This window comes from Chromobacterium sp. S0633 (assembly GCF_024158805.1).
Classification (GTDB): Bacteria; Pseudomonadota; Gammaproteobacteria; order Burkholderiales; family Chromobacteriaceae; genus Chromobacterium.
The window spans coordinates 1-22,032 of record NZ_JAMZGH010000057.1 but is presented as its reverse complement, the minus strand read 5'-3'; the positions used below and the strand labels follow the sequence as shown (position 1 = coordinate 22,032).

The 22,032-nt window shown below is 66.9% G+C and carries 23 protein-coding genes; 3 read left to right on the top strand and 20 right to left on the bottom strand.

Translation table 11 applies throughout. The features are described 5' to 3' along the window. Positions 1 to 233: 233 nt before the first annotated feature. The 9 genes from NK214_RS22530 to NK214_RS22490 form a co-directional block, all read right to left on the bottom strand. Positions 234 to 1,649, bottom strand: coding sequence for an alkaline phosphatase family protein (locus tag NK214_RS22530; protein ID WP_107801520.1), 1,416 nt, complete (start codon positions 1,647 to 1,649; stop codon positions 234 to 236). A gap of 4 nt (positions 1,650 to 1,653) precedes the next feature. Beyond that, positions 1,654 to 2,544, bottom strand: a complete 891-nt coding sequence (locus NK214_RS22525; RefSeq protein WP_199225975.1) for a TatD family hydrolase — start codon at positions 2,542 to 2,544, stop codon at positions 1,654 to 1,656. Beyond that, a complete protein-coding gene (locus NK214_RS22520) occupies positions 2,531 to 3,229 on the bottom strand; it encodes an EboA domain-containing protein (protein WP_107801522.1) in 699 nt (232 codons plus the stop codon). The genes NK214_RS22525 and NK214_RS22520 overlap by 14 nt, the downstream gene beginning before the upstream one ends. Before the next feature lie 16 nt (positions 3,230 to 3,245). Beyond that, complete coding sequence (locus NK214_RS22515) at positions 3,246 to 4,187, bottom strand: UbiA family prenyltransferase (RefSeq protein WP_199225976.1); 942 nt, start codon at positions 4,185 to 4,187, stop codon at positions 3,246 to 3,248. Then, positions 4,184 to 5,419 carry a metabolite traffic protein EboE gene (eboE, locus tag NK214_RS22510; RefSeq protein WP_158274405.1) on the bottom strand — a complete coding sequence of 412 codons (1,236 nt, stop codon included), beginning with the start codon at positions 5,417 to 5,419 and terminating at the stop codon, positions 4,184 to 4,186. Before eboE ends, NK214_RS22515 begins: the two co-directional genes overlap by 4 nt. Further along, positions 5,406 to 6,638: a 3-dehydroquinate synthase gene (locus NK214_RS22505; RefSeq protein ID WP_253315581.1), complete on the bottom strand. Its 1,233-nt coding sequence runs from the start codon at positions 6,636 to 6,638 to the stop codon at positions 5,406 to 5,408. Before NK214_RS22505 ends, eboE begins: the two co-directional genes overlap by 14 nt. Before the next feature lie 140 nt (positions 6,639 to 6,778). Further along, positions 6,779 to 7,840 carry a ferritin-like protein gene (locus tag NK214_RS22500; RefSeq protein ID WP_227106029.1) on the bottom strand — a complete coding sequence of 354 codons (1,062 nt, stop codon included), beginning with the start codon at positions 7,838 to 7,840 and terminating at the stop codon, positions 6,779 to 6,781. A gap of 13 nt (positions 7,841 to 7,853) precedes the next feature. After that, complete coding sequence (locus NK214_RS22495) at positions 7,854 to 9,842, bottom strand: hypothetical protein (protein WP_253315580.1); 1,989 nt, start codon at positions 9,840 to 9,842, stop codon at positions 7,854 to 7,856. A 10-nt stretch (positions 9,843 to 9,852) separates the two neighbouring features. Beyond that, positions 9,853 to 10,878: a hypothetical protein gene (locus NK214_RS22490; protein WP_253315579.1), complete on the bottom strand. Its 1,026-nt coding sequence runs from the start codon at positions 10,876 to 10,878 to the stop codon at positions 9,853 to 9,855. A gap of 433 nt (positions 10,879 to 11,311) precedes the next feature. Here NK214_RS22490 and NK214_RS22485 point away from each other — a divergent pair, with 433 nt between their 5' ends. Continuing rightward, positions 11,312 to 11,650 (top strand): hypothetical protein, encoded by a 339-nt coding sequence (locus NK214_RS22485; RefSeq protein ID WP_107801526.1) that lies wholly within the window; start codon positions 11,312 to 11,314, stop codon positions 11,648 to 11,650. A gap of 87 nt (positions 11,651 to 11,737) precedes the next feature. Here NK214_RS22485 and NK214_RS22480 read toward each other — a convergent pair whose 3' ends face one another. The 11 genes from NK214_RS22480 to NK214_RS22435 form a co-directional block, all read right to left on the bottom strand. Beyond that, positions 11,738 to 12,391, bottom strand: a complete 654-nt coding sequence (locus tag NK214_RS22480; RefSeq protein ID WP_227106023.1) for a phage baseplate assembly protein V — start codon at positions 12,389 to 12,391, stop codon at positions 11,738 to 11,740. Then, a complete protein-coding gene (locus tag NK214_RS22475) occupies positions 12,388 to 13,452 on the bottom strand; it encodes a phage late control D family protein (RefSeq protein ID WP_253315578.1) in 1,065 nt (354 codons plus the stop codon). Before NK214_RS22475 ends, NK214_RS22480 begins: the two co-directional genes overlap by 4 nt. Next, positions 13,449 to 13,664 carry a tail protein X gene (locus tag NK214_RS22470; protein WP_107801528.1) on the bottom strand — a complete coding sequence of 72 codons (216 nt, stop codon included), beginning with the start codon at positions 13,662 to 13,664 and terminating at the stop codon, positions 13,449 to 13,451. The genes NK214_RS22475 and NK214_RS22470 overlap by 4 nt, the downstream gene beginning before the upstream one ends. Before the next feature lie 4 nt (positions 13,665 to 13,668). Further along, positions 13,669 to 14,580, bottom strand: coding sequence for a phage tail protein (locus tag NK214_RS22465; RefSeq protein WP_227106019.1), 912 nt, complete (start codon positions 14,578 to 14,580; stop codon positions 13,669 to 13,671). A 61-nt stretch (positions 14,581 to 14,641) separates the two neighbouring features. Further along, positions 14,642 to 17,371, bottom strand: coding sequence for a hypothetical protein (locus tag NK214_RS22460; RefSeq protein WP_253315577.1), 2,730 nt, complete (start codon positions 17,369 to 17,371; stop codon positions 14,642 to 14,644). Between the two features lie 124 nt (positions 17,372 to 17,495). Continuing rightward, a complete protein-coding gene (locus NK214_RS25040) occupies positions 17,496 to 17,624 on the bottom strand; it encodes a GpE family phage tail protein (RefSeq protein ID WP_191186169.1) in 129 nt (42 codons plus the stop codon). 25 nt (positions 17,625 to 17,649) lie between these two features. After that, on the bottom strand, positions 17,650 to 17,904 hold the full coding sequence (locus tag NK214_RS22455; protein WP_107801531.1) for a phage tail assembly protein: 255 nt from the start codon (positions 17,902 to 17,904) through the stop codon (positions 17,650 to 17,652). A 199-nt stretch (positions 17,905 to 18,103) separates the two neighbouring features. Continuing rightward, positions 18,104 to 18,628 (bottom strand): phage major tail tube protein, encoded by a 525-nt coding sequence (locus NK214_RS22450; RefSeq protein ID WP_043592621.1) that lies wholly within the window; start codon positions 18,626 to 18,628, stop codon positions 18,104 to 18,106. A 2-nt stretch (positions 18,629 to 18,630) separates the two neighbouring features. After that, positions 18,631 to 20,067 (bottom strand): phage tail sheath subtilisin-like domain-containing protein, encoded by a 1,437-nt coding sequence (locus NK214_RS22445; protein ID WP_253315576.1) that lies wholly within the window; start codon positions 20,065 to 20,067, stop codon positions 18,631 to 18,633. A gap of 2 nt (positions 20,068 to 20,069) precedes the next feature. Continuing rightward, positions 20,070 to 20,267 carry a hypothetical protein gene (locus NK214_RS22440; protein ID WP_107801533.1) on the bottom strand — a complete coding sequence of 66 codons (198 nt, stop codon included), beginning with the start codon at positions 20,265 to 20,267 and terminating at the stop codon, positions 20,070 to 20,072. After that, positions 20,264 to 20,725 (bottom strand): Gp37 family protein, encoded by a 462-nt coding sequence (locus NK214_RS22435; RefSeq protein WP_253315575.1) that lies wholly within the window; start codon positions 20,723 to 20,725, stop codon positions 20,264 to 20,266. The genes NK214_RS22440 and NK214_RS22435 overlap by 4 nt, the downstream gene beginning before the upstream one ends. 231 nt (positions 20,726 to 20,956) lie before the next feature. On the opposite strand from NK214_RS22435, the gene NK214_RS22430 reads away from it, so the two are divergent. Together NK214_RS22430 and NK214_RS22425 are read left to right on the top strand one after the other, a co-directional pair. Next, positions 20,957 to 21,304, top strand: a complete 348-nt coding sequence (locus tag NK214_RS22430) for a Mor transcription activator family protein (RefSeq protein WP_107801535.1) — start codon at positions 20,957 to 20,959, stop codon at positions 21,302 to 21,304. A 257-nt stretch (positions 21,305 to 21,561) separates the two neighbouring features. After that, on the top strand, positions 21,562 to 21,930 hold the full coding sequence (locus NK214_RS22425) for a hypothetical protein (RefSeq protein WP_253315574.1): 369 nt from the start codon (positions 21,562 to 21,564) through the stop codon (positions 21,928 to 21,930). Positions 21,931 to 22,032: the final 102 nt, after the last annotated feature.

The following is a 22,032-nucleotide window of genomic DNA, read 5'->3' as shown; positions in this document are numbered from 1 at the left end:
CTAGCAAATCGCGAGTTCAGCCGCGCCTTGCAGGCCCCTTTTTCTTCGGGGTTTCGCGTCCTGGGGGACGAGGGGGGATGGAAGGGGGCGGCGGCCCGCCCCCTCCCCGTTCGCCGCGCGGAAAGCGGCACCTAAATCATCATCCGCGCAGCGGATTCAACAAAACAATCCCTTCCAAACACAGAGCCCCCAAAGGCGCAAACCCCATAAAAAGCCCACGCGGGGCTTCCACCCTACTCCATCACCCCATGCGCCCCATACGCCAGCCGCGTCTCCACCTCCCCAAACATATGATCCATGATGATGTCCCGCACCGCCGTCGCCGGCACCGACCCCGGCGGCAAACTGTCCGGCAAGGAACTGATCATCAACGGCCCGTGCTCCGGGTTCAAGGTGGGACGCCCATGCGAACCCCGCACCAAGGACGGGTCCAGCGGAATCACCTCCAACAAACTGCGCATGCCCAGCTTGCGCTTGAGCAAAGTCCAGCCAATGCTCAACTTCGGCCAGTTCAAGGTCGGGTCCAGGAACAACTCCACCGGGTCGTAACCCGGCTTGCGGTGAATATCCACCGTACGGGCGAAGTCCGGCGCGTGCGCATCGTCCAGCCAATAGTAATAACTGAACCAGCGATCCGGCCGGCTCACCGCCACCAGCTCGCCGGAGCGCGGATGATCCAGCCCCAGCAAACGCTTGCCGGCCTGATCCAACACCATCTCCACCCCGTCCAGCTCCAGCAACAAGGCCTTCACCTCCGGCACCAGCTCCGGCTGACGCACATAGACATGAGCGATCTGATGGTCCGCCAGCGCAAAGGCCGCCGACGCGCCGCAATCCAGCTTGTCCTCGCCCTGCTCCTCCCGCACCTTGAGCCAGCCGGCCATGCGCAGGATGCGGTTGATCGCGATATCGTTGCTGACCGGCGTGACCCCGTACTCGGACAGCGCGATGACGCGGCTGCCGTCACGCTCCGCCTGCTCGATCAGTTCGCCGCACAACTGATCCACCGCCGCCACCTCCGCCGCCACCTCCGTATGGTCCGGCCCCAGCCTTTGCAGGCAGTAATCCAGATGCGGCAAGTAAACCAGGGTCAGCGTGGGCTGGCGCGAGCGGTAGAGGTGCAGCGCGCAGTCCGCGATCCAGCGGCTGGAGCGGATGTCCGCCGCCGGCCCCCAAAAGTGGAATAACGGGAAATCGCCCAGCTTCTGGCGCAGTTCCGCGTGCAGTTCCGGCGGGTTGCAGTAAAAGTCCGGGAGCTTGCGGCCGTCTGCCTTGTAGATGGGCCGCGGGGTCACGCTCCAGTCCACGTCGGCGTACATGTTGTACCACCAGAACAACTGCGCGCAGCTGAAGCCGGCGTGCAGGCGCCGGGCCTCGTGCCAGAGTTTCTCGCCCTGGATCAAGGCGTTGTTCTGCTTCCAGAACAAAGGCTCCGCCAGTTCGCGCGAATACCAGCCGTTGGCGACGCAACCGTGCGCCTGCGGCAGCTGACCGGTCAGATAGGTGGCCTGCGCCGGGCAGGTCAGCGCCGGCGTCACCGCGGTGATCGGGCGCTGCGCGCCGCGCTCCGCCAGCCGGCTCAGGTGCGGCGCGTGCCGCAGCAGCTGCGGCGTCAGGCCCACCACGTTGAGAACGAGGGTGCGTTGCATGATGTCAGTCCACGATGTCCACCTGCGGATTTTGGCCGCGCAGCACGGAGTTGCCCTGGTACAGCCGGCGCTGGTCCACCGCCAGCGGGCTGTTGGCTTCTTCGATGTCCAGACGGCCGCTCTGGGCGAAGAAGTCCAGCGGATTGCGCCAGACTATGGTTTCGATGTCGCGCTCGGCGATGCCGGCGGCGCGCATCGCCTCCACGGTCTTGGGCACTTTCAGCGGGTCGCTGACGCCCCAGTCGGCCGCGCTGTTGATGATGATGCGTTCGCTGCCGTACTGGCGCACCAGCGCTACCATCCTCGGTTCGTCCATCTTGGTGTTGGGATAGATGGAGTGGCCGGCCCAGCAGCCGGAGTCCAGCACCAGCGGCAGGGTTTCTTCGGTGTTGTGGTCTATCAGCACCCGTTCCGGCGCGATGCCGCTGTCGCGCACCAGGGCCAGGCTGCGCAGGGTGCCGGCCTTTTTGTCGCGGTGCGGGGTGTGGACCAGCGCCGGCAGGTCGAACTGTATCGCCAGTTCCAGCTGGCGGGCGAAGTAGCGCTCCTCGGCCTCGGTTTCGTCGTCGAAGCCGATTTCCCCCACCGCCACCACGCCGTCCTTGTCCAGATAACGCTCCAGCAGCGCCATCACGCCGTCGGCCACGTCCGGGTTGTTGGTTTCCTTGGGGTTGAGGCCCAGGGTGCAGAAGTGGCGGATGCCGAATTGCGCGGCGCGGAAGCGCTCCCAGCCCAGCAGCGACAGGAAATAATCGTCGAAGCTGCCGACGTGCCGCCGCGGCTGGCCCATCCAGAACGCCGGCTCCACCACCACGCTGATGCCGGCCCGGCTCATCGCCTGGTAATCGTCGGTGGTGCGGGAGGTCATGTGGATGTGCGGATCAAACATTTTCATGATGCAGTCCTTGCAGTAGGAAAACGACGTCGTCGGACACGCTGCGGCCGGCGGCGCGGCGCTCGCTGGCGTAAGCGGCCACCATCTGTTCCAGCTCCGGGCTCCAGCGCCGCTCCAGGCCGGCGATGTGCCGCGCCGGCGCGCCGGTGAACAGCGCCTTGAGCACCAGCTGGTTGAAATTGAGATCGGGAAACTGTTGCGCCGGGTAGGCGTTGTCGCAGGCCAGCGCCTGGAACACGCCGGCCACGTGGCTGCGGCTGGCGTCGGTGGCCAGCGCCAGCCAGTCTTCCGGCCTGGGCAGCAGGATCAGCGCCTTGACCACCGCCTGCTGTTCCAGGCTGTCGCCGCCGCGATACAGATCGAAGGCCAGCGCCGCGCCGGCGCCGGCGGCCAGGGCGCGCAGCAGCAGCAGCGCGCGGCCGGCGTCGCCCGGCGACCAGGCTTCGGCGGCCAGCACATGCTGGGCCTGCAAGGCCTTGATCGCGCCCTTGGGCAACAGGGTCAACGCCGCCAGTTGCCGGTTGGCCACGCTGAACAGCCGGCGCGCGGCGGCGGGCTCCGGCACGGCGGCGGTCAGACGGCGACAGGACTCCAGCCACACCAGCGCCTGGGCGGCGTTGTGGCGGTCCGCCGCGTCCAGCAGGCTGGCGTGCAGTTGGTCCGCCAGCATGGTTTGCGTTTCCATCGCGCAGATTCTCCGTTCAAGTGCCCGGTACCCGGCGTTGCCAGCTCCGGGTCAGCCAGGCGGCCAGGACCGCCAGCGCCGCCCACTGCGGCAGGCCCGCGGCGGCGATGAACAAGGCGTCCGCCAGGGCGATGCCGGCAATCAGGCCGCCGACGGCGCGCGGCATGTCGCGGCCGGGTCCGGGCCGGGCCAGCCGCAGGCAATGCGCGCTCCAGCCCAGGCTGAGCAGCAGGAAGGGCAACGCCCAGGGCTGGAACGGTTGGCTGAGCAGGTAGAGCGGCGGCGCGGCCAGGCCCAGCAGCGGCGCCAAGCGGCCCAGGCCGGCGCGGCCTTCCTGCTTGGCCACGTAAGTCAGCGCGATCAGGTAAGCCAGCAGCGCCAGCGCCGCCAGCAGCAGCGGGCCAGACAGCGCGCCGGCGCCGAGCGCCAGGCCGCTGACCAGATAGACCTGCATCCGGCACAGGCCCATCAGCAGCGGGCTCAAGGGGTTGCCCTTGTGCCAGAGGTCGTAAAGCACCACGGTGGCGGCCAGGCATAGGCCGGCCAGCAAGGCGGACAGGCCCAGCGCCGCCAGCAGGGCGACGCCGACGGCCAACTGCGCCGAGCCGGCCAGCAGCACCAGCCGGGCCGACGCCAGCCCGGCGGGTATCGGCCGTTCCGGCCGTTCGCGCGCGTCGATATGGCGGTCGCAGACGTCGTTCAGATACATGCCGGCCACATAGATCAGCGACAGCGACAACAGCAGCAAGGCGAGCGGGCCGCCGGCCGCGACGTGGCCGGACAGCGCGGCGCCGACGAGGACGTTGCTCCACACCGTAGGCAGGTTGGACACCCGGCCCAGCCGCAGCGCCAGCGACCAGACCCCGGCCACGCGCCGGCGGGTCTGGCGCGCGTGCCGCCGCGACAGCCGCCGCCGGGCGCTGGTCTTGGGTATGGGCAGCGCGGGCTGTCCGCTCATCGCAGCTGGCCCTCCGCCCATTGCAGTTCCCGGCAGATCGCCTCGCCCAGGTCGCCCTGGCGGTGGGCCGGCGGCAACACGCCCCAGCTATAGGTTTCCACTTCCAGATGTCCGCTCAGCGGGCGCTGGCGTTGCAGCGCCAGCAGCCGCGACAGGAAATCCTGGGTGCTGGCGAACGGCCCCAGCGCGGCGTGGCAGATGGGCACGTGGAAGTGGATGCGCCATTCGTCGGCCGGCTGCCGCGGCAGCGCCGCCAGCGCCGCCGGCAGGTCCGGATAACGCCACAGCTCGCTGCCGCGCCGCGCCACCACTTGGTGCAGATAGGTGTCTTCGGCGAAGGCGCGCAGCGCCTCGGCCGCCATCCGGTCCGGCCGGGTCACGCGCAGGCCGGCGCTGAGCTGCAGCTTGGCGATGGCGATGCCGGCCTGGTCCAGCCGCGCCACCGCGTCTTCCGGCTGTTCGTACTCCACCGCGGCGTGGCAGGCGTCCAGGCATACGCCCAGGTGGCGGCGCACGATGGCTTCGGCTTCCTCGCGTTTGACGCCGCACCATTTGGCCACCTGGTTGAGCGCGGCCCGGCTCAGGAGGTGCAGTTCGAAGAAGGCGACCGCGTCTTCGCTGGTGGCCAGCAGGCAGTCCGGTTCCGGTTCCAGCGCCAGCACGATGCGGCGGCCGCTGTCCTGCCGCAGCCGGTGCAGGAAGGCGGCGTGTTCCAGCAGATGGGTGGCGATCCACAGCGCGCCGCTGCCGTCGCCGCTCAGGTGCTGGCGGTAGCCGCCGGGCACGGTGCTGACGCTGCCGTATTCCAGTTCCGCCGGCAGCAGATCCGCCAGCAGCTGGGCCAGCCGGTTGCTGTAGATCAGCCGCTGCGGGTCGCGCCAGTCCGGCAGGTAGACGCCGTCCTTCACCGCTTGCCGGTGGAAGGCGCCGAAGGGGAAGCCGTTGAGGGTGAACACATAGCATTGGTGCTCGGCCAGAAAGTCGCGGAATTCCGCCTGCGCCGGCGGCTCTTCCAGTTGCCGCGCCGCCAGCGCGGACAGCCGCAGGCCAAGGCCGAACGGCCGGTCCGGCGCCACCCGCGCCTTGATGCGCGGCAGGTGGAAGCCCAGTTGAGCGCGCAATTCCTGCCAGCTTTCGCCGGGATGGATATTGCTGCAGTAGCTCATGTGGACCGCGGGCAAATGGGGGGCCGACACGCTGTCCGGCCGTTGTTGGGGGTCAAGCAGCAACATGGTCATCGCTCCTGTCGCGCAGCCAGTCTATGGCCGCGTTCATCCGATCCGCGTCGATGGCGTGCACTTCCACCCCCTGCCCCAGACGCTGCAGCAGGGTGATGGTCAGATCGCCGCCAAGGTGTTCGCGGAACTCATCCAGCCCGGCCAGCACCTGGCGGCGCTCGCCGTCGCGCCAGTCCAGCGCCGGGTGCCACAGCGCAAAGCCCAGCCGCAGCAGCAGCCGGTGCAGGCTGAGCTGGGCGGCTTCGCGCAACAGGCCGGTCAGCACCGCGTAGCGGCAGTCCAGCGCCAGGCCTATCGCCACCGCCTCGCCGTGGCGCAGCGCGTAGCCGCTCAGCGCTTCCAGCTTGTGCGCGGCCCAGTGGCCGAAATCCAGCGGCCGGGCGCTGCCGAACTCGAAGGGGTCGCCGCCCTGGCCGATGTGGTTCAGGTGCAGTTCGGCGCAGCGCCGTATCATCCATTGCATCGCCTCGTCGTCGCCGGCGGCCAGCGCTTCGGCGTTGGCGTCCAGCCAGTCGAAGAAGGCGCGGTCGCGTATCGCCGCCACTTTCACCGCCTCGGCGATGCCGGCGATGCGGTCGCGGTGCGGCAGGCTGGCGATGAAGTCGTAATCGTTGAGCACGGCGAACGGCGGGGCGAAGGCGCCGAGGAAGTTCTTGGCGCCGAAGGCGTTGACCGCGGTTTTGACGCCGACGCCGGAGTCGTTCTGCGCCAGCACGGTGGTGGGCATGCGCACCACGCGCACGCCGCGGTGCGTGGTGGCCGCGGCGAAACCGGCCATGTCCAGCAGCGCGCCGCCGCCGACGATGACCAGGCAGCTGTGACGGTCCACATGGCATTGCTGCAGCCAGCTTTGCAGCGCGAGCAGCTGCTCCGGCTCGTTCTTGCACGCCTCGCCCCCCTGGGCCAGACGCGGCGGCGCGGCCAGTTCCAGCGCGGCGCGGTGACGCCGGGCGTAGCGTTCGAAAGCGGCCGGCAGCTGCGGGTGGGCGGCGGCCACTTCTTGGTCGATGAGCGCCACGAAGCGGTGCCGCCGTTCCGGCTCCCGCCGGCAGATGGCTTGCCGCAACAGCGGGTTGCCGGGGTCGCTCAGCAGGCCGCGCCCGAAATACACCGGGTATTCGAACGGCACGCTGAAACGCTGCATGGTCATGGCCCCGGCGCTGCGGCCGCCCGCGGCGTCGCTGAGGCCTGGCTTGCTGGCTGACAGTGGCATGGCTGTGCTCCTAGAAAACCGGTTCATGATCCGCCGCGCGCCGCGACATCCTCGCGCGGCGCGCCGACGAGGCGGAAGAGACGGCAAACGCGGTCCGGCGCTAACCGGACCGCTTGGGCGCTACTCCTCCGCCGACGCGTTTAATCGCTGGTGTCCATGCCTCCTTGCGTGTTGACGTAGCGATAGCTGGGCCCGGCCGTCTGCGCGCTGCCCGGCGCCACCGGGGTCTCCATCAGGCTGACCGCCTGCACCTTGAGGTCGTACATCAGGCCGATGGCGGTGTCGATGCGCTTGGGTTCGCCGTTGAAAGCCTGGTGCAGGGCGTTGAGCAGGCTGCTGTAGCTGTAGGCGTAGGCTTCCACCCTCACCTTGGCCTGGGTGTTGTCCTGGTAGTCGTAATCCTGCGGATTGGACACCATGGGGTAGACCCCGGCCGGGTCGTAGGGCACTTCCGCGCCGGCGTAGGCGTAGCCGCCGTCCGGGGTGCTGACGATGCGGCGGCCGTAGTAGATTTCGCCGAACTTGTAGTAGTGCGCCGGGTTGCCCGGCGATTGGTTCGGATTGGTGCTGGTGCCCTCGCCTTCAACGATGATGATGTTGATGGCGTGCAGGGCGCTGGCGATGTCCTTGATGGGGAACAGCCGCTCCGGCGAGAACCAGCCCAGCACCTGCTTGGGCACGGTGGCCGGAATGAAGATGCCGTCGCCCAGTTCTTTGATCTTCTTTTTGATCGCGTCGTAGAACTCGCCGATGGTGGCGTAGTCCGGCTCGTCCTCGGCGGCGAGCTTGGGCGTTTCCACCGGCACCGGGTCTTCCGGCTCCTCGATCACCATGAAGGTGTTGAACACCAGCTCCTTGGAAAAGGGCTCGATGCCCACGATGAAGTCATCGCCGCCGATGGACATCGGCAAGGGCCCCGGATACTTGGGGATGAACGGCGGCTTGTTGATCTGCGGGTGGCCGCCGATGGAGATCAGAATATTGCCCGCGATGCACATGTGCAGCATTTCCTGCATCACGATGCTGTGGATCAGCTGGCGGATTTCCTCGTTGTAGCCCGGCTTCAGCGAAAACATCGCGGTCAGATAGGGCGGGATGGTGGCGTGCTCCAGTTCCACCGCGTTTTGCAGGTAGTAGTGCAGTTCGGCCGCGGTCTTGGCGGCGCGGATGCCGTGGATGATGCTGCGTTGCAAGCGAATCATGGCCTGTTCTCCCTCAATCCTTGGACGGCGCGGCTTTGCGCTGCGCCTGGCGTTGCATCACCACCGCGGTCTTGCCGGCAACTTGCAAGGCGTCGAGGCTCACCGCCACCGCGTCGGTGTCCACCGCTTGCGGCGCGGGCAGGACGGCAGCCTTGGCCGGCGGCGCGCCCTTGAGCGGTTTGCCCTGAGCGTCGGTCTGGTTCAGCCACTTGAGGATGATGGCGCGTTTGTCTTCGGACAGGTCGCGCGTCACCGGCATGTGATTGGGGTCGCTCATCGGCAGGGCGAACGCCAGTTTGAGGATGTCCACATGGCGCACCACGGAGTCGTAATCGCCCAGGTCCACCACGTATTTGCTCATGATGGGATAGAGGTTGCCGTACTGGACGAAGATGGGCCGGATATCGTCGTACCAGGTGGGGTGTTCCGGCACCGGCACGCGGTTGAAGGCCAGTACGCTGACAAAGTTCCAGTAATTGCTGACATAGCCCTGCGGCTGATGCTGCAGCTGGTAGCCAATGCCGTACAACTGGCCGTCGATATAGCCGCGCGGATTGCCCGGTCCGGCCGGGATCGCGCCTATCTCCGCGCGGCCGTGGCCGTTGTCGTTGGTGTGGAAACAGGCCGGATAGCGCACCGCGTCCGCCGGCACGCTGATCCTGGGCGGCAGCACCGGTTTATTGTGCGGCGGCGACGGCGGCAACGGTTGGCCGCCGCCCATCAGGGTGGCGCCGTTGGGCAGCAGTTCCACGTTCACTTGCGCGGACAGCGGCTTGCCGTAGCGGCTGGCGAAGAAGCTGACCGGCAGCTGCTGGCCGGCGTTCAGCCGCAGCACGTGTTCGTCGGAGCGCACATAGAGACCATCGATGGACTCCTGCACCAGCACCTGGAACACACCGCCGGACGGCGCCAGCAGCAGCACCGGGCAAGCCTCCAGCGCCTGCCTGGCGCCGGGGATGGCCGAGTAATCGAAGTCCTGGATCGCCGCGGTCTGGCGATACCACTCGGACGGCTCGTCGCTGGCCGCCGCGCCCGGCTGCGGCGGGTCGTAGGCCACCTGGCCCAGCACGATGACCTGGTCCTTGGGCAGATTGCCGCTGATCGGCGCATGCGCCGGCTGTTTCAACACCCCAAGCGTCAAGGTGCCCATGTCGACGAAGGCGCCGCTGGCGTCGACGATGGGCAGGGCGTTGCCGAAGTCCGCGGTCAGCGTCTGGCGCTCCGGGTGGTTCTGGCACTGGAAGCTGTAGACGCCGCCGGAGGGCACCATCGGATATTCATTGGGGTTGGGGTCCAGCTGCGCGGTCATTTGCCGGCCCATGACGAAGTGCCGGGGTTCGCGGTCGTGGTAAGGACCGATGGTGCCGACGATATGGCCCTGGGTATAGCGGGGAATGGACGGATCGCGGCCGTAGCCGAACAGATTGAACTCGATGGCCAGCAGGCCGTGCTGGCTGGCCTTGCGCAGCGCCTCCAACACCGGCGAGTGGCTGTGCCCGTGCCATTGGACGTTTTCCAGGATGGACTGGTAGTTGGCGGCCAGCAGTTGGTCCGAGCGGATGCCCTGCTGCTGGCGCTGCCACAGATTCATGAAGCCCACCGGCAACATGTCGCCGATGAACAACGCGCGCTCGACATTGTCGGTCAGCCGCACTTGCAGCGCCCAGATCTGGGACACCATTTGCTGCTGCGGGTCCAGGTCCGCCATTTTGCCCGGCGCGCGGCAATCGGCGTTTTCCATCGCCATGCCGATGATGGGGTCCTGCGCGCTGCTGGTGACCGGCTTGCCGTTGAGGCTGGCGCCGGTGACGCTGCAGCTGACGAAGCGGAAGATGGCGGTGCCCTGCGGGTTCCAACCGCCGTCGCCGCCGGTCGTGGACAACTGCTGGTATTCCTCCTTGAAGGCGTCGGAATCGTAATAACAGACATTGTTGTTGACGGTGGACACGTCCGACTGGAAGTAGCCGGAAAAGTGAATGCGGGGAGAGTCGAGATAACTCATGGCGGTTCCTTTACGGCTGCAAAGTGGCCCAACTCGGGTCGGGTTGAGCGTTGGCCTTGTCGGCCGCCGGCGCGTCGGTCTTGCCCTTGTCCGGGCAATCGGTGGCGAACAGGCAGCACCATTCCGGTTTGGCCGGGCACATCTCGGCCACTTTGAGCCAGGTCCGTTTCGGGTCCGGCTTCTGCGCGCGGAAGTTGCTGTAGTTCTGGCTGACCATGGGCGCGTCCGGCGGAGAGCCGGGATCGCCAGAGAAGAAGAAGGACTGCGGGTGCCGGTAAGGCGCGCCCTTGCCGCCGTCACGGGTCGCTTGCTTATAGAAGGCGTAGCCGAACAGGATGCTGCCCGGCTGCACTATCCGCGAGTACGCCTGGACGCTGCCGTTCAGGTGCGTGCTCTGCTCGGCGTTGTACGGCAGATGCTTGATGAAGTCGCGGCGCGGCGGGTGATTGTCCAAGGAGAACTGGCAGCACTGCGGCGTGCCCTTGGGCCGGTCCGCGTAGCGCAGGAAATAAGCCTTGTTGCCCAAGGACACGAAGGAGCAGCTGTACTGGTTGCTGCCGGGGAAGATGGGCAGGCAGCGTTTTTCATAGTGTTCCATCATCGCGCCGCGGCCGTCGCCGTCCGCCGGCACATAGCTGGCGTCGTAGTAGCTGGCGCCGTAGGACTTTTCGTAGTCCTGACCCTCGCTCATGCCGGCCGGCGGCGAGGCGTACGGCGGTGGGTATTGCTGGATCGCCGCCTGATTGAAGATGCGATACATGGTCCAATCGCTGACCCACCACTCGGGGAACAGCGGATCGCTGGGTTCGCCGGGCTTGCGCGGATAGACGCAACTGCCCGGCAACAGACAGCCTACGGTGTTGTGCACGCCGCCGGTGTAATAGCTGTGACGCCCAGCCGGCGTGCTTTTCAAGGCCTTGAGCGCGGCGGCCGCGGAGGCCTCCGGCATGTCGGCGGCCTGGGCGCCGGCGGCGACGCAGGCCAGAAGCAGCCACCCCCAGCGCGCGCTGGCGGTGGCAGACTGTTGCAATGACATCGATCGTGCTCCTTGTATTGGAACCCCCGGTGCCATCCGCCCCCTTGGCCGCCGCTTCCTGCCCGGCGCGCTACGGACGGCGCCGCTTCACGGGCGGCTGACCCGCCCTCCCTGATGCAGCGCACTACGTATAGTCACTTAGTATTAACACACATAAAAACACATGCTTTTATCATGACTTGTAAGTGTGGTTATAGCCGGCGGCGGATCAGTCGCAAAGGAAAATGTGAAATGCGGACTAAAACGACGCGGGCGCGACAGTCCTCTTCCCGGCCTTGACCCCAAGCTCGGCGCTGGACGACAATCCACGACGCGCCGGCTTTCCCGACGCCGGGAACGCGGCCCGCGCAGGCCGGCAGCCGCCCCGCCATGGACTTGCCCGCTTCCGATCGGTCCCGGACAGGCTGCGCCGACATCAATTGGAAACCTCATCATGGCCCTCTCCTCCCTCCCCTCCGCCGCCGAAGGCCAAGCCACGCGTCAGCTGGGGCAGGCCATCGCCCAATTGCAGGCGCTGCGTCAGCAACATACGGAATTGGGCGTGCTGGACGCGGTGATAGACGAGTTGAGCCGCTGCCGCCAATCCATACGCCAGATCGCCAGCCGCCACCTGCTGGAACTGGACGCCGCCAACAGCAGCCTGGGCGCGGCCTTGCAACTGCTGTGGCAGAGCGCCGACGGCGGAACGCAAGACCAGCACCTCGCCTTCATGCTGGAACCGCTGCATGCGATGCAGCTGAATGCGGCCAGCGAGTTGAACCGCTTGCTCTAAGGGATTGATTCAACACGCAAGCCAGCCCCGACGGAGAGATCCGTCGGGGCTGGCTTGTTGACGCCGCGGCCCAGCTAAGCGCCGCGCCTACACCGGCCCGCCCGTCATGCCGCCCGGCGCCGGATGCACATGGCCGGCCAGGCTCTTGCCGCTGGCCACCACGTCGCCGCCGGCGTTGTTGAAGCTGCCGCCGCTCTGGCTGATGTTGCCGGAGAAGCTGGCGCCGCTGCCGCCGGAACCGTTCAGGCCGCCCTGATAGGTGAGCAGACCCTTGACCAGCAAGGTGCCGCTGATCTCGGTGGCCGGCGCGTCTATGCTGACCTTGGCGCCCGCCTTAAGGACGATTTCCGCCCCGGCTTCCACCACCACTTTTTGCACCCCGCCGCTGACGGTGAGCTGATGCGCGGCGCGGTCGTATTCCAGCGTCGCGCCGTCGGCGAAGCGGCGATGCCATTTATCGACGCTGGCCACCGGCACCGCGTCGGCGGCGGAGAAAATGGCGCCCAACACCACGCCGTCCTCGCCGCGCGCGTCCAGCAGCACCGCCACCTGCTCGCCGATGTCCGGCAGCCAGTAGTCCTTGTCGCGGCCGCTCTTGCGGCTGAGCACCGGCAGCCAGGCGGTGCGCAGACGCCCCAACTCCGGCAGCCGCACGCGGACGCGCTGGGTATTGGCGTCCACGGCGGAGACGCTGCCGAACTTGAGGGTGGCCAGCGCTTCCGGCAGGGGTACGTCCATCATGGCTTGCTCCTCTCTTTTTGCGGGTTTTGGGCGGCGCCGGCGCTCACCCGTTTCAATTCCAGCTCGCACACATAGCCGTCCTGGCGGCTGATGCGGTGGCTGGCGCGCTGGATCTGGTAGCGGCCGGACAATTTGCCGAAGCCGTCCAGATCGATATTGCTGCCGGCGGCCAGCTGCGGCGAGCCGTCCACGGTGATGGACATGCGGGTGCGGTCCAGTTGGCGGCGCTCCAGCTCCGCCGCCGCCATCTGTTCGGCCTGGCGCTTGCCGGCAGCCTTGCGGGTGAGCTTGACGGTGTCCGCGCTGCTGGCCTTGCCGCCCGGCGCCTTGGCGTCGGCGCGCACGCTGGCGGTGCGCAGCGCGCGCTTGGCCGGATCGTGATAGCTGACGTCCACCTGGGCCGGCACCTTGCTGAGCTGGTCCTGGGCCTGCCAGGCCATCAGCTGAGCCGGGGTGTAGCGGCGCACGCTGGCGCTCCGCATCAGGTCGCTGCGCTTCCAAAACACCAGCTTGCGGTTGTTGTCCATCACCTTGCAGACATAGCCGTGCTGGTCCGCCACCCGTTGCAGGAATTGCAGATCGGTTTCGTGGTACTGGGTCAGCCGGTCTATGTTCACCGTCTCGATCTTGCCCTGCAGCTTCATCCGGTGGCGCTTAGCGATGCGCTGGGCCAGCGCTTGCAGCGTGATCTGCTCATAGGCGCGGCCGTTCTTGGTGCGCAGCGGGTGCTGCACGCCGGTGGCCAACGCGCGGATGCGCACGGTGGACGGCGGCGAGCGGTATTCCACTTCGTCGATGTCGAAGCTGCCCGCCGCCACCAGCGCCGCGCCGCGATAGCCCAGTTTGAGCGCCAGCGTGGCGCCCTTGTCCGGATACCAGCCGTCCAGCCAGCGGCCGTCCACGTCTTCCAATTCCACGTCCAGCTCGTCGGATTCGCCGCTCAGGTGATCGGTATAGCTGACGCTGAGCGCGTGACGAGCGATGTCGGCGGTAATGGATTTGCCGTTGTAGCTGAGTTCGAAGGCCGGCGTCGGCACCTCTTGCGCGCGGCTGTCGCTCATGAGCGCCTCCACGGCGGCAGCTGCTCCAGCGCCTCGCTGTCCGCGGCCTCCAGCACCGGAACGGCCAGGATCAGGCCGGCGGGCAGGGTTTCGCCTATGGGAATGTGGGCGTTGTTGGCGATCAGCTGCGCCATCTGGCCGACGTCGCCGTAATAACGCCAGGCAATCTGGTCCCAGCGTTCGTTTTCTTGAGTCACATGATTCAGGAACATGGCTTCACCTCAGGATGCGCCGCACCGCGGCCTTGGCGGCCAGGCCGGCCAGCGGCTCGGCCAGTTCGCGCAAGGCCACCTCGGAGCGGCCGTTGATTTCTTCGCAGGCGGCCAGCTTGTCCAGCACCTGGCCGGCCTGGGTGCCGGCCAGCAGCCGGCCCATCGCCGTCATATTGAGCTTGGCCTGCTGCAGGCTCTGGCCGACGCGCACCGCGTCGCCGGCCAGCTTGCTGTATTGCTCGAACTTGGCCATCTGCTCGCCGCTGACTTGCAGCCCGGGAGCCAGCGCCTGCACCTCCTTGAGCAGGCCGGGCAGCTTTTCCAGCGCCGCGGCCGGGTCTCGGCCGGCCAGCTGGCGCAGCTCGCGCGCGGTGTTGATCACGGTCTTGACCTTGCCCACCACGCTTTTGACCTGGGCCACGGTCTTGGCCAGGCCGGCGATGTCGGCCTTGAAGCGCTCCAGCCCGGCCGGCAGCTTGAGCTTGCCCGCGGGCAGGCTGGCGGCGGCCTTGGCCAGCGCCGGCTTGGGCTTGGGCGGCGCGTCGCCGCCGTACTCGCGCAGGCTGAGCTGGGCCTCCACCGCCAACAGGCTGCCGCTGCGGTCGGTCTGGCGGCCGGTGCTTTGCAGTTCGGCGATGACGAAGCGGCCTTTGTAGTCGCCGTTGCCCAACACCAAAGCCAGCGCCTGGTGCTGCAGGCGCGCCGCCTGCAGCTTTTGCAGCTCCTCGTCCGGCTGGCAGTAGGCGGCGTGCAGCACCAGGTCGATGCGGATTTCGTCCAGCTTGTCGCCGACGAATTGCAGCACCGGCTTGCCGCCGATGCGGCCGTGTTCGGCGAAGTCGCTGCCGCTGCGCTGTTCCAGGCCGTCGAAATAACTGATCAGATCAAACTCGATATTGCCCAGTACCGCGTACATAGGTTGCCCTCCGAATGGGTGGAAAGAGAACCCGGCGCGCGAGCGCGCCAGGCTCCGCGACTCAAGCGCGGGCGCTGTAACTGCGCCGTTGCCTGTCCGCCTCGTAGCGCCGCATCAGGCGTTCGAACTCGACGTAGGACAACTGCACCGCCTGCTGCACCTGCTGCTTGACCGTGGCCGCCGCGCTGGCGGTGACGGTGATGTGCGGCGCGAAGGTGACGTTCATGCCGCCGCCGGCGTTCTTGGCCGGCGCCTTGGCCGCCGCGCCACCCTGTTGCAGGCGTTGCAGCTGCCGGGCGCGCACTTCCGCCTGGGCGGACACCGAGACGCTGGCCGTCACTTCCGCGCCGACCCCGCCGCGCTTGCCCGCCGACGCGCCGAAGTCCACCTTGGGCGGCCGCGACGGCGGCTGGGTGGCGGCAGGCGGCGCGGCGGGCGGCTGCTTGGCCTTGCCGGGCATGGGCGCGCCGTGGATGGCCTGGCCCACCTTGCCGCCGGCCCATTCCCCGGCGTACTTGCCGGCGAAGTGGCCGATGACGCCGCCCACCAAGGTGCCGACGCCGGGCAGAATCATGCTGCCTATGGCCGCGCCCATCGCCGCGCCGCCGATGGAGCCGCCGGCCTTGCCGCCTATCTTCCAGTACTCCTTGTTCTTCTCGGTCTGGCTGCGATTGGACTTGCTGACGTTCCACGCCTCCTGGCCGGCCTCCAACGCCGTGATCACCGAACCGGCGACGCCGGCCTTGAGCAGGCCGCCGGTGCGCTTGAACACTTCCTTGCCGATGCCGAACCCGGCCTTGGCCACGCCGGCGCCGGCCTTCAACAAGGGTGCCGCGCGCTGGGCCGCCGCCTTGGCCAGCTTGGCCGCGCCGCCGATGCCGCCGCGTGCCAGCCCGGGCAGGCGCTTCAGCCCCGCTCCGACGCGGCTGGCCACCGAACCCGCCGCCCTGGCCACGCTCTGCGCGCCGGCCTTGGCCTTGCCCGGCAGGCTCTTGAGCCAGTCCCCGGTTTTCTGCGCACCGCTACGCAGCATGCCGGGCACCTGCTTCAGCGCATTGCCCAAGCCTTTGATTCCGGCCTTGGCCAGCGCCGCGCCGCGACGGAAGGCTTCGCCGATGCCGCCTGGCAAGCCGCGGCCCTTGGGCAGGCGCCGCGGACGCGGGCTCCGCCTGGGGCTCGGTCTCGGCTGCGGGCTTGGCCTCCGTTTCGGGCCGGGCTTGGGACGCGGCTTGGGCCTGGGCCGCCGCTCTTTGCGGCCGCGCTCGCGCCGGCCGTCCTTTTTCTCTTTCTTGCGACGTTCGTCCCGATCCGGGTCCATGCCGTCGCCGGGCTTATCGATGTCGCGCGTGGCCGGCTGGCAGCAACAGCAGCAGTTCTCGGGCTTGGCCTCCATGCAGCCGCCGGGCTTGTCCGTCTGGCTCTGGCTGCTTCCGGGTTTGTCCGTCTCGCTCTGAGTGGCGCCCGGTTTGTCTTCCTTGAACCATTCGCTGCCGGCGGCCCAGAGCTTGCTCAGCAAGCCGCCCTTGGTGTCCTGGTAACGGCGCAGCGATTTGCCCACCTTGTCGCTGATCTCGCCGGCCTTGGTCGCGCCGTCCTCCAGCGCTTTCACCGAGCCGAGCAGGCTTTCCACGCTGGGCAGCTTGCCGCCCAGCAGCGGGTTGAGCTTGCCGTGCACATAGCGCAGCGCCTTGTTGCCCATGCCTTGCGACAAGGTCTTGTGCACGGTGCCGGCCGCCTTGGCCACATCGCGGCTGATGCTGCCCACCTTGTCGTTGAATTCGATCAGGGGCGTGGCGTCCGGCGCCGGCAGGCCTTGCAATAGACGAATGGCGGAACGGATCTTGCCGCCGCCGGCCTTGCCTTTGGCCGCCGCGCCTCCCGCCTTGCCCGGCTGGGCCGCCTTGGCGCCGTCTTCTTTCAGCAGCGTCTCACTGGCAGCGGCGATCTTGGCCAGCACGCTGCCCGGGGTGTCGGCGTAGCGGCGCAGCGCCTGGCCCACTCTGGCCGCGCCCTTGGCGACGATGTCGCCGGCGTCGCGGGTGCTTTCCAGCGCGCCCAACATGGCGTCCACGCTAGGCAGCTTGCCACCCAGCAAGGGATTGAGCTTGCCGTGCACATAGCGCAAGGCCTTATTGCCCAGGCCTTTGGACAAGACTTCGTGGGTTTTGCCGGCGGCGTCGGACAGCCAGCGCGAGGACAGCTGAACAGCGTCGGCCACGCCTATCCATCGCTGGATGCCGGGCGTGCGCAGACGCTGAAGGGTGGATTCGAGATCGGGCGGCGCGTCCTTGGACTTGTCGCCGCCGTCGCCGCGCGGAGTCGGGCGCTTGGGCACGGTCGGCGGGCGCGGATTGCAGGTGGCGTCTTTTTGCCGCTCCTGGCTTTCCAGCACCCGCTGTTCCACTTCGACCACCGCCTTGACCTTCACCGAGGCCTGCAGCTCGACGCGGCACTTGGCCACCATCTCGCTGACCTGGGACACGCCGGGCAGGGCGAGCTTGACGCCCTGGCCGCGCTTGACGCTGTCCAGCCAGGCATCGTGACGCCGGCGCAAACGTTCCAGCGTCAACTCCAGCTTGCGGTGATCCCGTTCCAGCTGCGGCAGATCCAGCGCGGCGAAGGCCTTGCGGGAACGCTCCACGCTGTCGCTCAGCTCGCGTTGGCGGTCGCGCAGGCGCAAGCTGGTCTTGCCCAGTTCGTCCAAGGAGGCGCGGGCGGAACGGAAGGCGTTGTCGAAGACCCCGGACAGCGTCGCTCCCACCTTAAGACCGATGAAAAACTCGCTTACCATGGTGTTAGCCTGTGAGTATGAGGGGAAGGCCGCCAAACCAGCTCCGGCGGCTCAGGGTGGGGCCGGCGGGCGTCCTGACGGACGGGCCGGCCCCGGGCCGCGCGGACGCGCGGCGCAGGAAAAATCAGTCTCGATCCAGCCACTGCTGTTCGCGCTCGTGACGGCGCTGGATCTCTCGCTCCGCCACCTCGCACCAAAACCAGTAGTCGTCCATCGCCAGCGCGTCGATTTCCGACGGCGGCAGGCCCAGCACGGTCAGCAGCGCTTCGTCGAAGTCCTTAAGCGTCGTCGGAGACGCCCACCATGTCGCGAAAGCAGTCCGCCAGCGCGCGGCTGTCGGCGATGTCGAGCTGGTCGATGTCTTCCAGCGTCAGGCCGGTCATGCGCGCGAACAGGAAATCCTCCTGGTCCGCGTCGTCCTGGCTGTGATGGCTGGCGGCTTTGAGATCCGCGCGCTTCAGACGGCTGATGTCCAGGCTGTCCAGACGTTCGCCGGCGGCGTTGGTGAACGGGTATTTGAGTTTGATCTTCATGTGAGCTCCTTGGTCGCGGGCTGCGTGGTTGATGAGCTTCATTGTCCGGTTTACGGCCCGTCGGGTCTGTTAAAGCCCTTTAGGGAAAGGCTTGAAGCCGCCGGTCGCCTCCCCGCGGCTCCGGCGGACCCGGCCAAGCCGGGTCCAGCCTCGTCCGCGCGGAAAGAGAGAAACAAGCCGACCAGCGGCCGGCCCTCCATCAACCGCCGATATTGCGACGGTACAGTTCCAGCATGTCGTTGCCGCCCACCCGGAAGATGTTGGCCAGGTAGTCCAGCTCCAGCACGTCCTCGCCGTCCACGACCTGCTTGATGTAGGTGGCGGAGAAGGAAGAGCTGAAATCGGCGTTCTCATGCTGCTTGTAGGTGCCCAGCGGGTTCTTCTTGAACATCACGGTCAGGAAGGTCACCAGGCTGACCTGCTGCAAGCGGCCCTGCGCGCCGTAGGTCTCGATGCTGGAGCGGGCCTGCAATTGCACCGCCTGGAACGGATTGGCGATGATCTTGGCCACGTCCTTGTACAAGGAGTTCCACTTGATCTCGCCTTCCAGCTTGTCGAAGCCGGCCGGCAGCTCGATCTTGCCTACCATGCCCAGCGCCTTGTGCTCCTGCATGATGGCGGACACGTCCGGCAGCTTGATCTCCTCGGCGCGGCCCAACAGCGAGTTGCCGTTGATGTAGATGTTGGCGTTGGTGATGCGGTTGATTTCAATCTTGCCTGCCATGATCAATTGCCTCCCTTCAGGCTCAACAGGTATTCCGAGGTGATCTCGGTCTCAAAGGTCAGACGTTCCAGCGGCGGCGGCACCGTGTACTTGTAGCTGATCAGCAGATGGCCGGCGGCCAGCTCGGTCTCCGGATTGCGCGCCACGTCGAACCAGGCCTTGAAGCCCAGCAGCGCGCCGTCGCCGATCAGCTTGCGGCCGTAGCCGTTCACCGATTCCACCAGCGCGTCGATGGTGGCCTGGTTCAGCGGCATGTCGATGAACTGCTGGCTGAAATAGCGGATCGACTCATTGATCACGTCGCCGGTGCGGCGCACGTTCTCGAAGTTGCGCATATGGCTGACGGTGGGCCAGGCGGCGGTGCGGTTGCCCCACAGGCGGAAACCGGAACCAAAGCTGGAGAACACCGTGGTGATGCCCTGCTCGTTCAGCAGGTTCACCTCGGACTGCGGATCGTCAATCATCGCGGTCAGCTGGCGCTCCACGCCGATGACGCCGGCCAGCTCCTGGTTGGAACTGGACCACCAGAAGCCCTTGTCGTTGTCCACCTTGGCGCGCAGGCCGGCGGCGCGGGCCGACAGCGGCTCCAGACGGGTGTCGTTGGTGGCCGGGTCGAACACCTTGACGTGCGGATAGCACAGGCGCACGCGGTCGCTGGAGGTGTTGAAGTTGATGCCGCCGGCCGGGCCGCGGCCCGCTTGCGCCTGGGCGAAGCTGGTGCCGATGGGCGCGTCGACATAGGCGATGGCGTCCAGCTTGTCGGCCATGGCCGCCATCGCGCTGGCCACCGAGTTCTGAGTGCAGAAGCCCGGCGCGATCAACAGCTTGGCGAAGAAGCCGAAACGGTTATAGGTGTCTTGCAGCGCCTTCAGGCCGGTGCGGTTGCCGGCGGCGTTGATCGCGCCGATGATGTCGGCGGCGGTGACCTTGGCCGGGTCGGCGTAGTCATAGCTGACTTTCAGGCCGGCGCCGGCGGCGATGGCGCCGTCCTTCAGCCGGGTGATCTTGCCGTTGACCGCGTCCAGCAGGTAGTCGGTGCCGGCCACGTAGGCGGTGGCGCCGTCGGCGCTCTTCACCGTCACGTTCAAGAGCGCCGCCTTGGCGGTCTTGCCCTGGCCGGTGGCCGCGTCCAGCGTCACGGCCTCGCCGGCGACCGAGCTCTTGTGCAGCGCCGGGTCCAGCACATTGATCACCACCACGGTGCCGGCGCCGTGATCGTAGATCGCGTTCAGCGCTTGCGGAATGGTGAAGCCGGCCAGCTGCGGGCCAAAGGCCGCCCCGTCTTTTTCCGACAGGCACAACACCGGGGTATTGGCCGCTTCCGGCGCCAGCGGCGCGGTGCCGATCAGGCCGATCACCGCCGATTTGACGGTGCGCACCGGGCGCGCGCCGCGTTCCACTTCAATGGTTTCCACGCCATGCAGATAATTGGCTGCCATGCTCAAGCTCCTTGTTCAGCGCTAGGGGACGTCGATGCCGCCGCCGCTTGCGGCAACGGGCTCAGATGCTGCAAGGCCAACAGCACGCGGGTGTAATCGTGCTGTTCCGGCATCTCCACCTCGGCGCCGGGAAACAACATGATTTCCTGGCCGTCGGCCAAAGTGACGCCGCTGATCGGCCCGGAATACAAATACTTCATGCTTGCTCCTCCTTAGTGACTGCGGTTAACACAGGCTCATGCCCCGGGGCCGCCTCCGCCACCTGCAAGGTGTCGGCGGCCAGCGAAATGGCGTAACGGGCGATGCCGTCGCTGAAGCCCAAAAAGGTTTCGCTCGACAGACAGGCGGGTCGGCAATCCGGCGCGGAGAATCCCAGGCAGGCGCGCCGCGCCGCGTCCAGCGCTTCCGTATCGTTGACTTGCGCGCCGGCGCGCCGCAGCAGCAGCGTCAGCTCCAACTGCAGCGTGCGCAGCTGACAGACGCCGGCCACATCGCGCGGCAAGGCGAATTGGCTGCCTCGATAGCTCAACAAGAGCGCGCCTTGCGGATGTTCAAGCCGGTAATCGGCCGGCGCGGCGCAATGCTCGACGCTCAATGACGGCAAAGCGCCGCGCAAACGCGCCAACAGCGCGTCAACGATTTGGGAAGTGCTGGCCACGGGCGGGCTCCTGGACATCGTGGGAAGAAAGGCGAGATCACTCGCAAGGACGGTTGCCGACGACGCCTGGCCATCGAACGAGGGCAAGGATGCGCCATCGTCCCCGTTGCGGTCTTTTAACCCTCTTTACAGAAAGCCGGACCGCGCCGGCGCTGACAGCCGTCATCCGGGCCGCGCGCGCGAAGACGGCGATAATGGCCGTCATCGATACCGCCGCCAAAGGACAACGCCATGCAAGCACGCTTTCGCAGCAAAGGACCGGAACTGCTCGTCGACCTGGCCCAGCACGTGGCCATGACGCTGAAACAGCTCGCCAACACCGAACAACAACAAGCGGAGCAACTGGGGCAGGAAATCGCCGAACGCATGGCCAAACACTGGGGCGGACAGAACATCTACTTTCCCATCGGCTTGTCCTATCAGTCCTCCCTGCGCGACCAGCAGATCTACGGCGAATTCACCGGCGGCAACCACGCCGAACTGGCGCGTCGCTACGGCGTATCGCTGCAATGGATCTACAAAATCATCAAGACGGAACGCCAAAGGGAGCTGGAGCAACGCGCCGGGCAGACCGGCTGAACACGCCCCGCCGCGCCCATGAAAAAAGCCGCTCCTCCAAAACCGGAGAGCGGCTTTTCTGACTCAGACTTTAAACAAATTCAATCCAATAAAGGATTGATTTAAAACATTTATAGTAATTTTCTATTAAATATAGTTTTAATATATTAATTTTTTCCTGGAATCAGCCCGGATACCGCCTATACCTAGAAGGCCACACCACCACAGCGGCCACAGACCGCTGAGCGCAACGTCACTAGATCAAACGGGGTATCCACATGACACATCCAGCGCCTCTCGCCGCCATGGCTTTCCTGTTGCTGTCGTCTTTTGCTCACGCCGACGGCGGGGTCATCACCTTCAGCGGCCGCATTGTCGAAGCCCAATGCCCGTTGGCGCTCGACGCGCCCAGCCGCGTCAACGGCCCCAGCCGGCTGGAAGTCGGCAAATGCAAGGCGCCGGTCCATATCCAGGCCCTCGCGGCCAACGGCGAGAACCTGCCGGTGCGCGCCAACGCCGATGCCCTAGCCAGCAGCCAGGTCGCCGCCAAAGGCTACGACCTGGATCGCAGCGACAAGCTGCGCAGCTTCAATATCCTCACGCCCAAAGACAAGCCGCGCGGCCAACTGGTGGTCAGTTATTACTGACGGCCGGACGCAACAAAGCCTCCCTTTGGGGAGGCTTCCGTGTCGCCGTTCAACAGCACAATGCATAAAGCCCAGCTCGATTGAGCTGGGCTTTGCAATGGG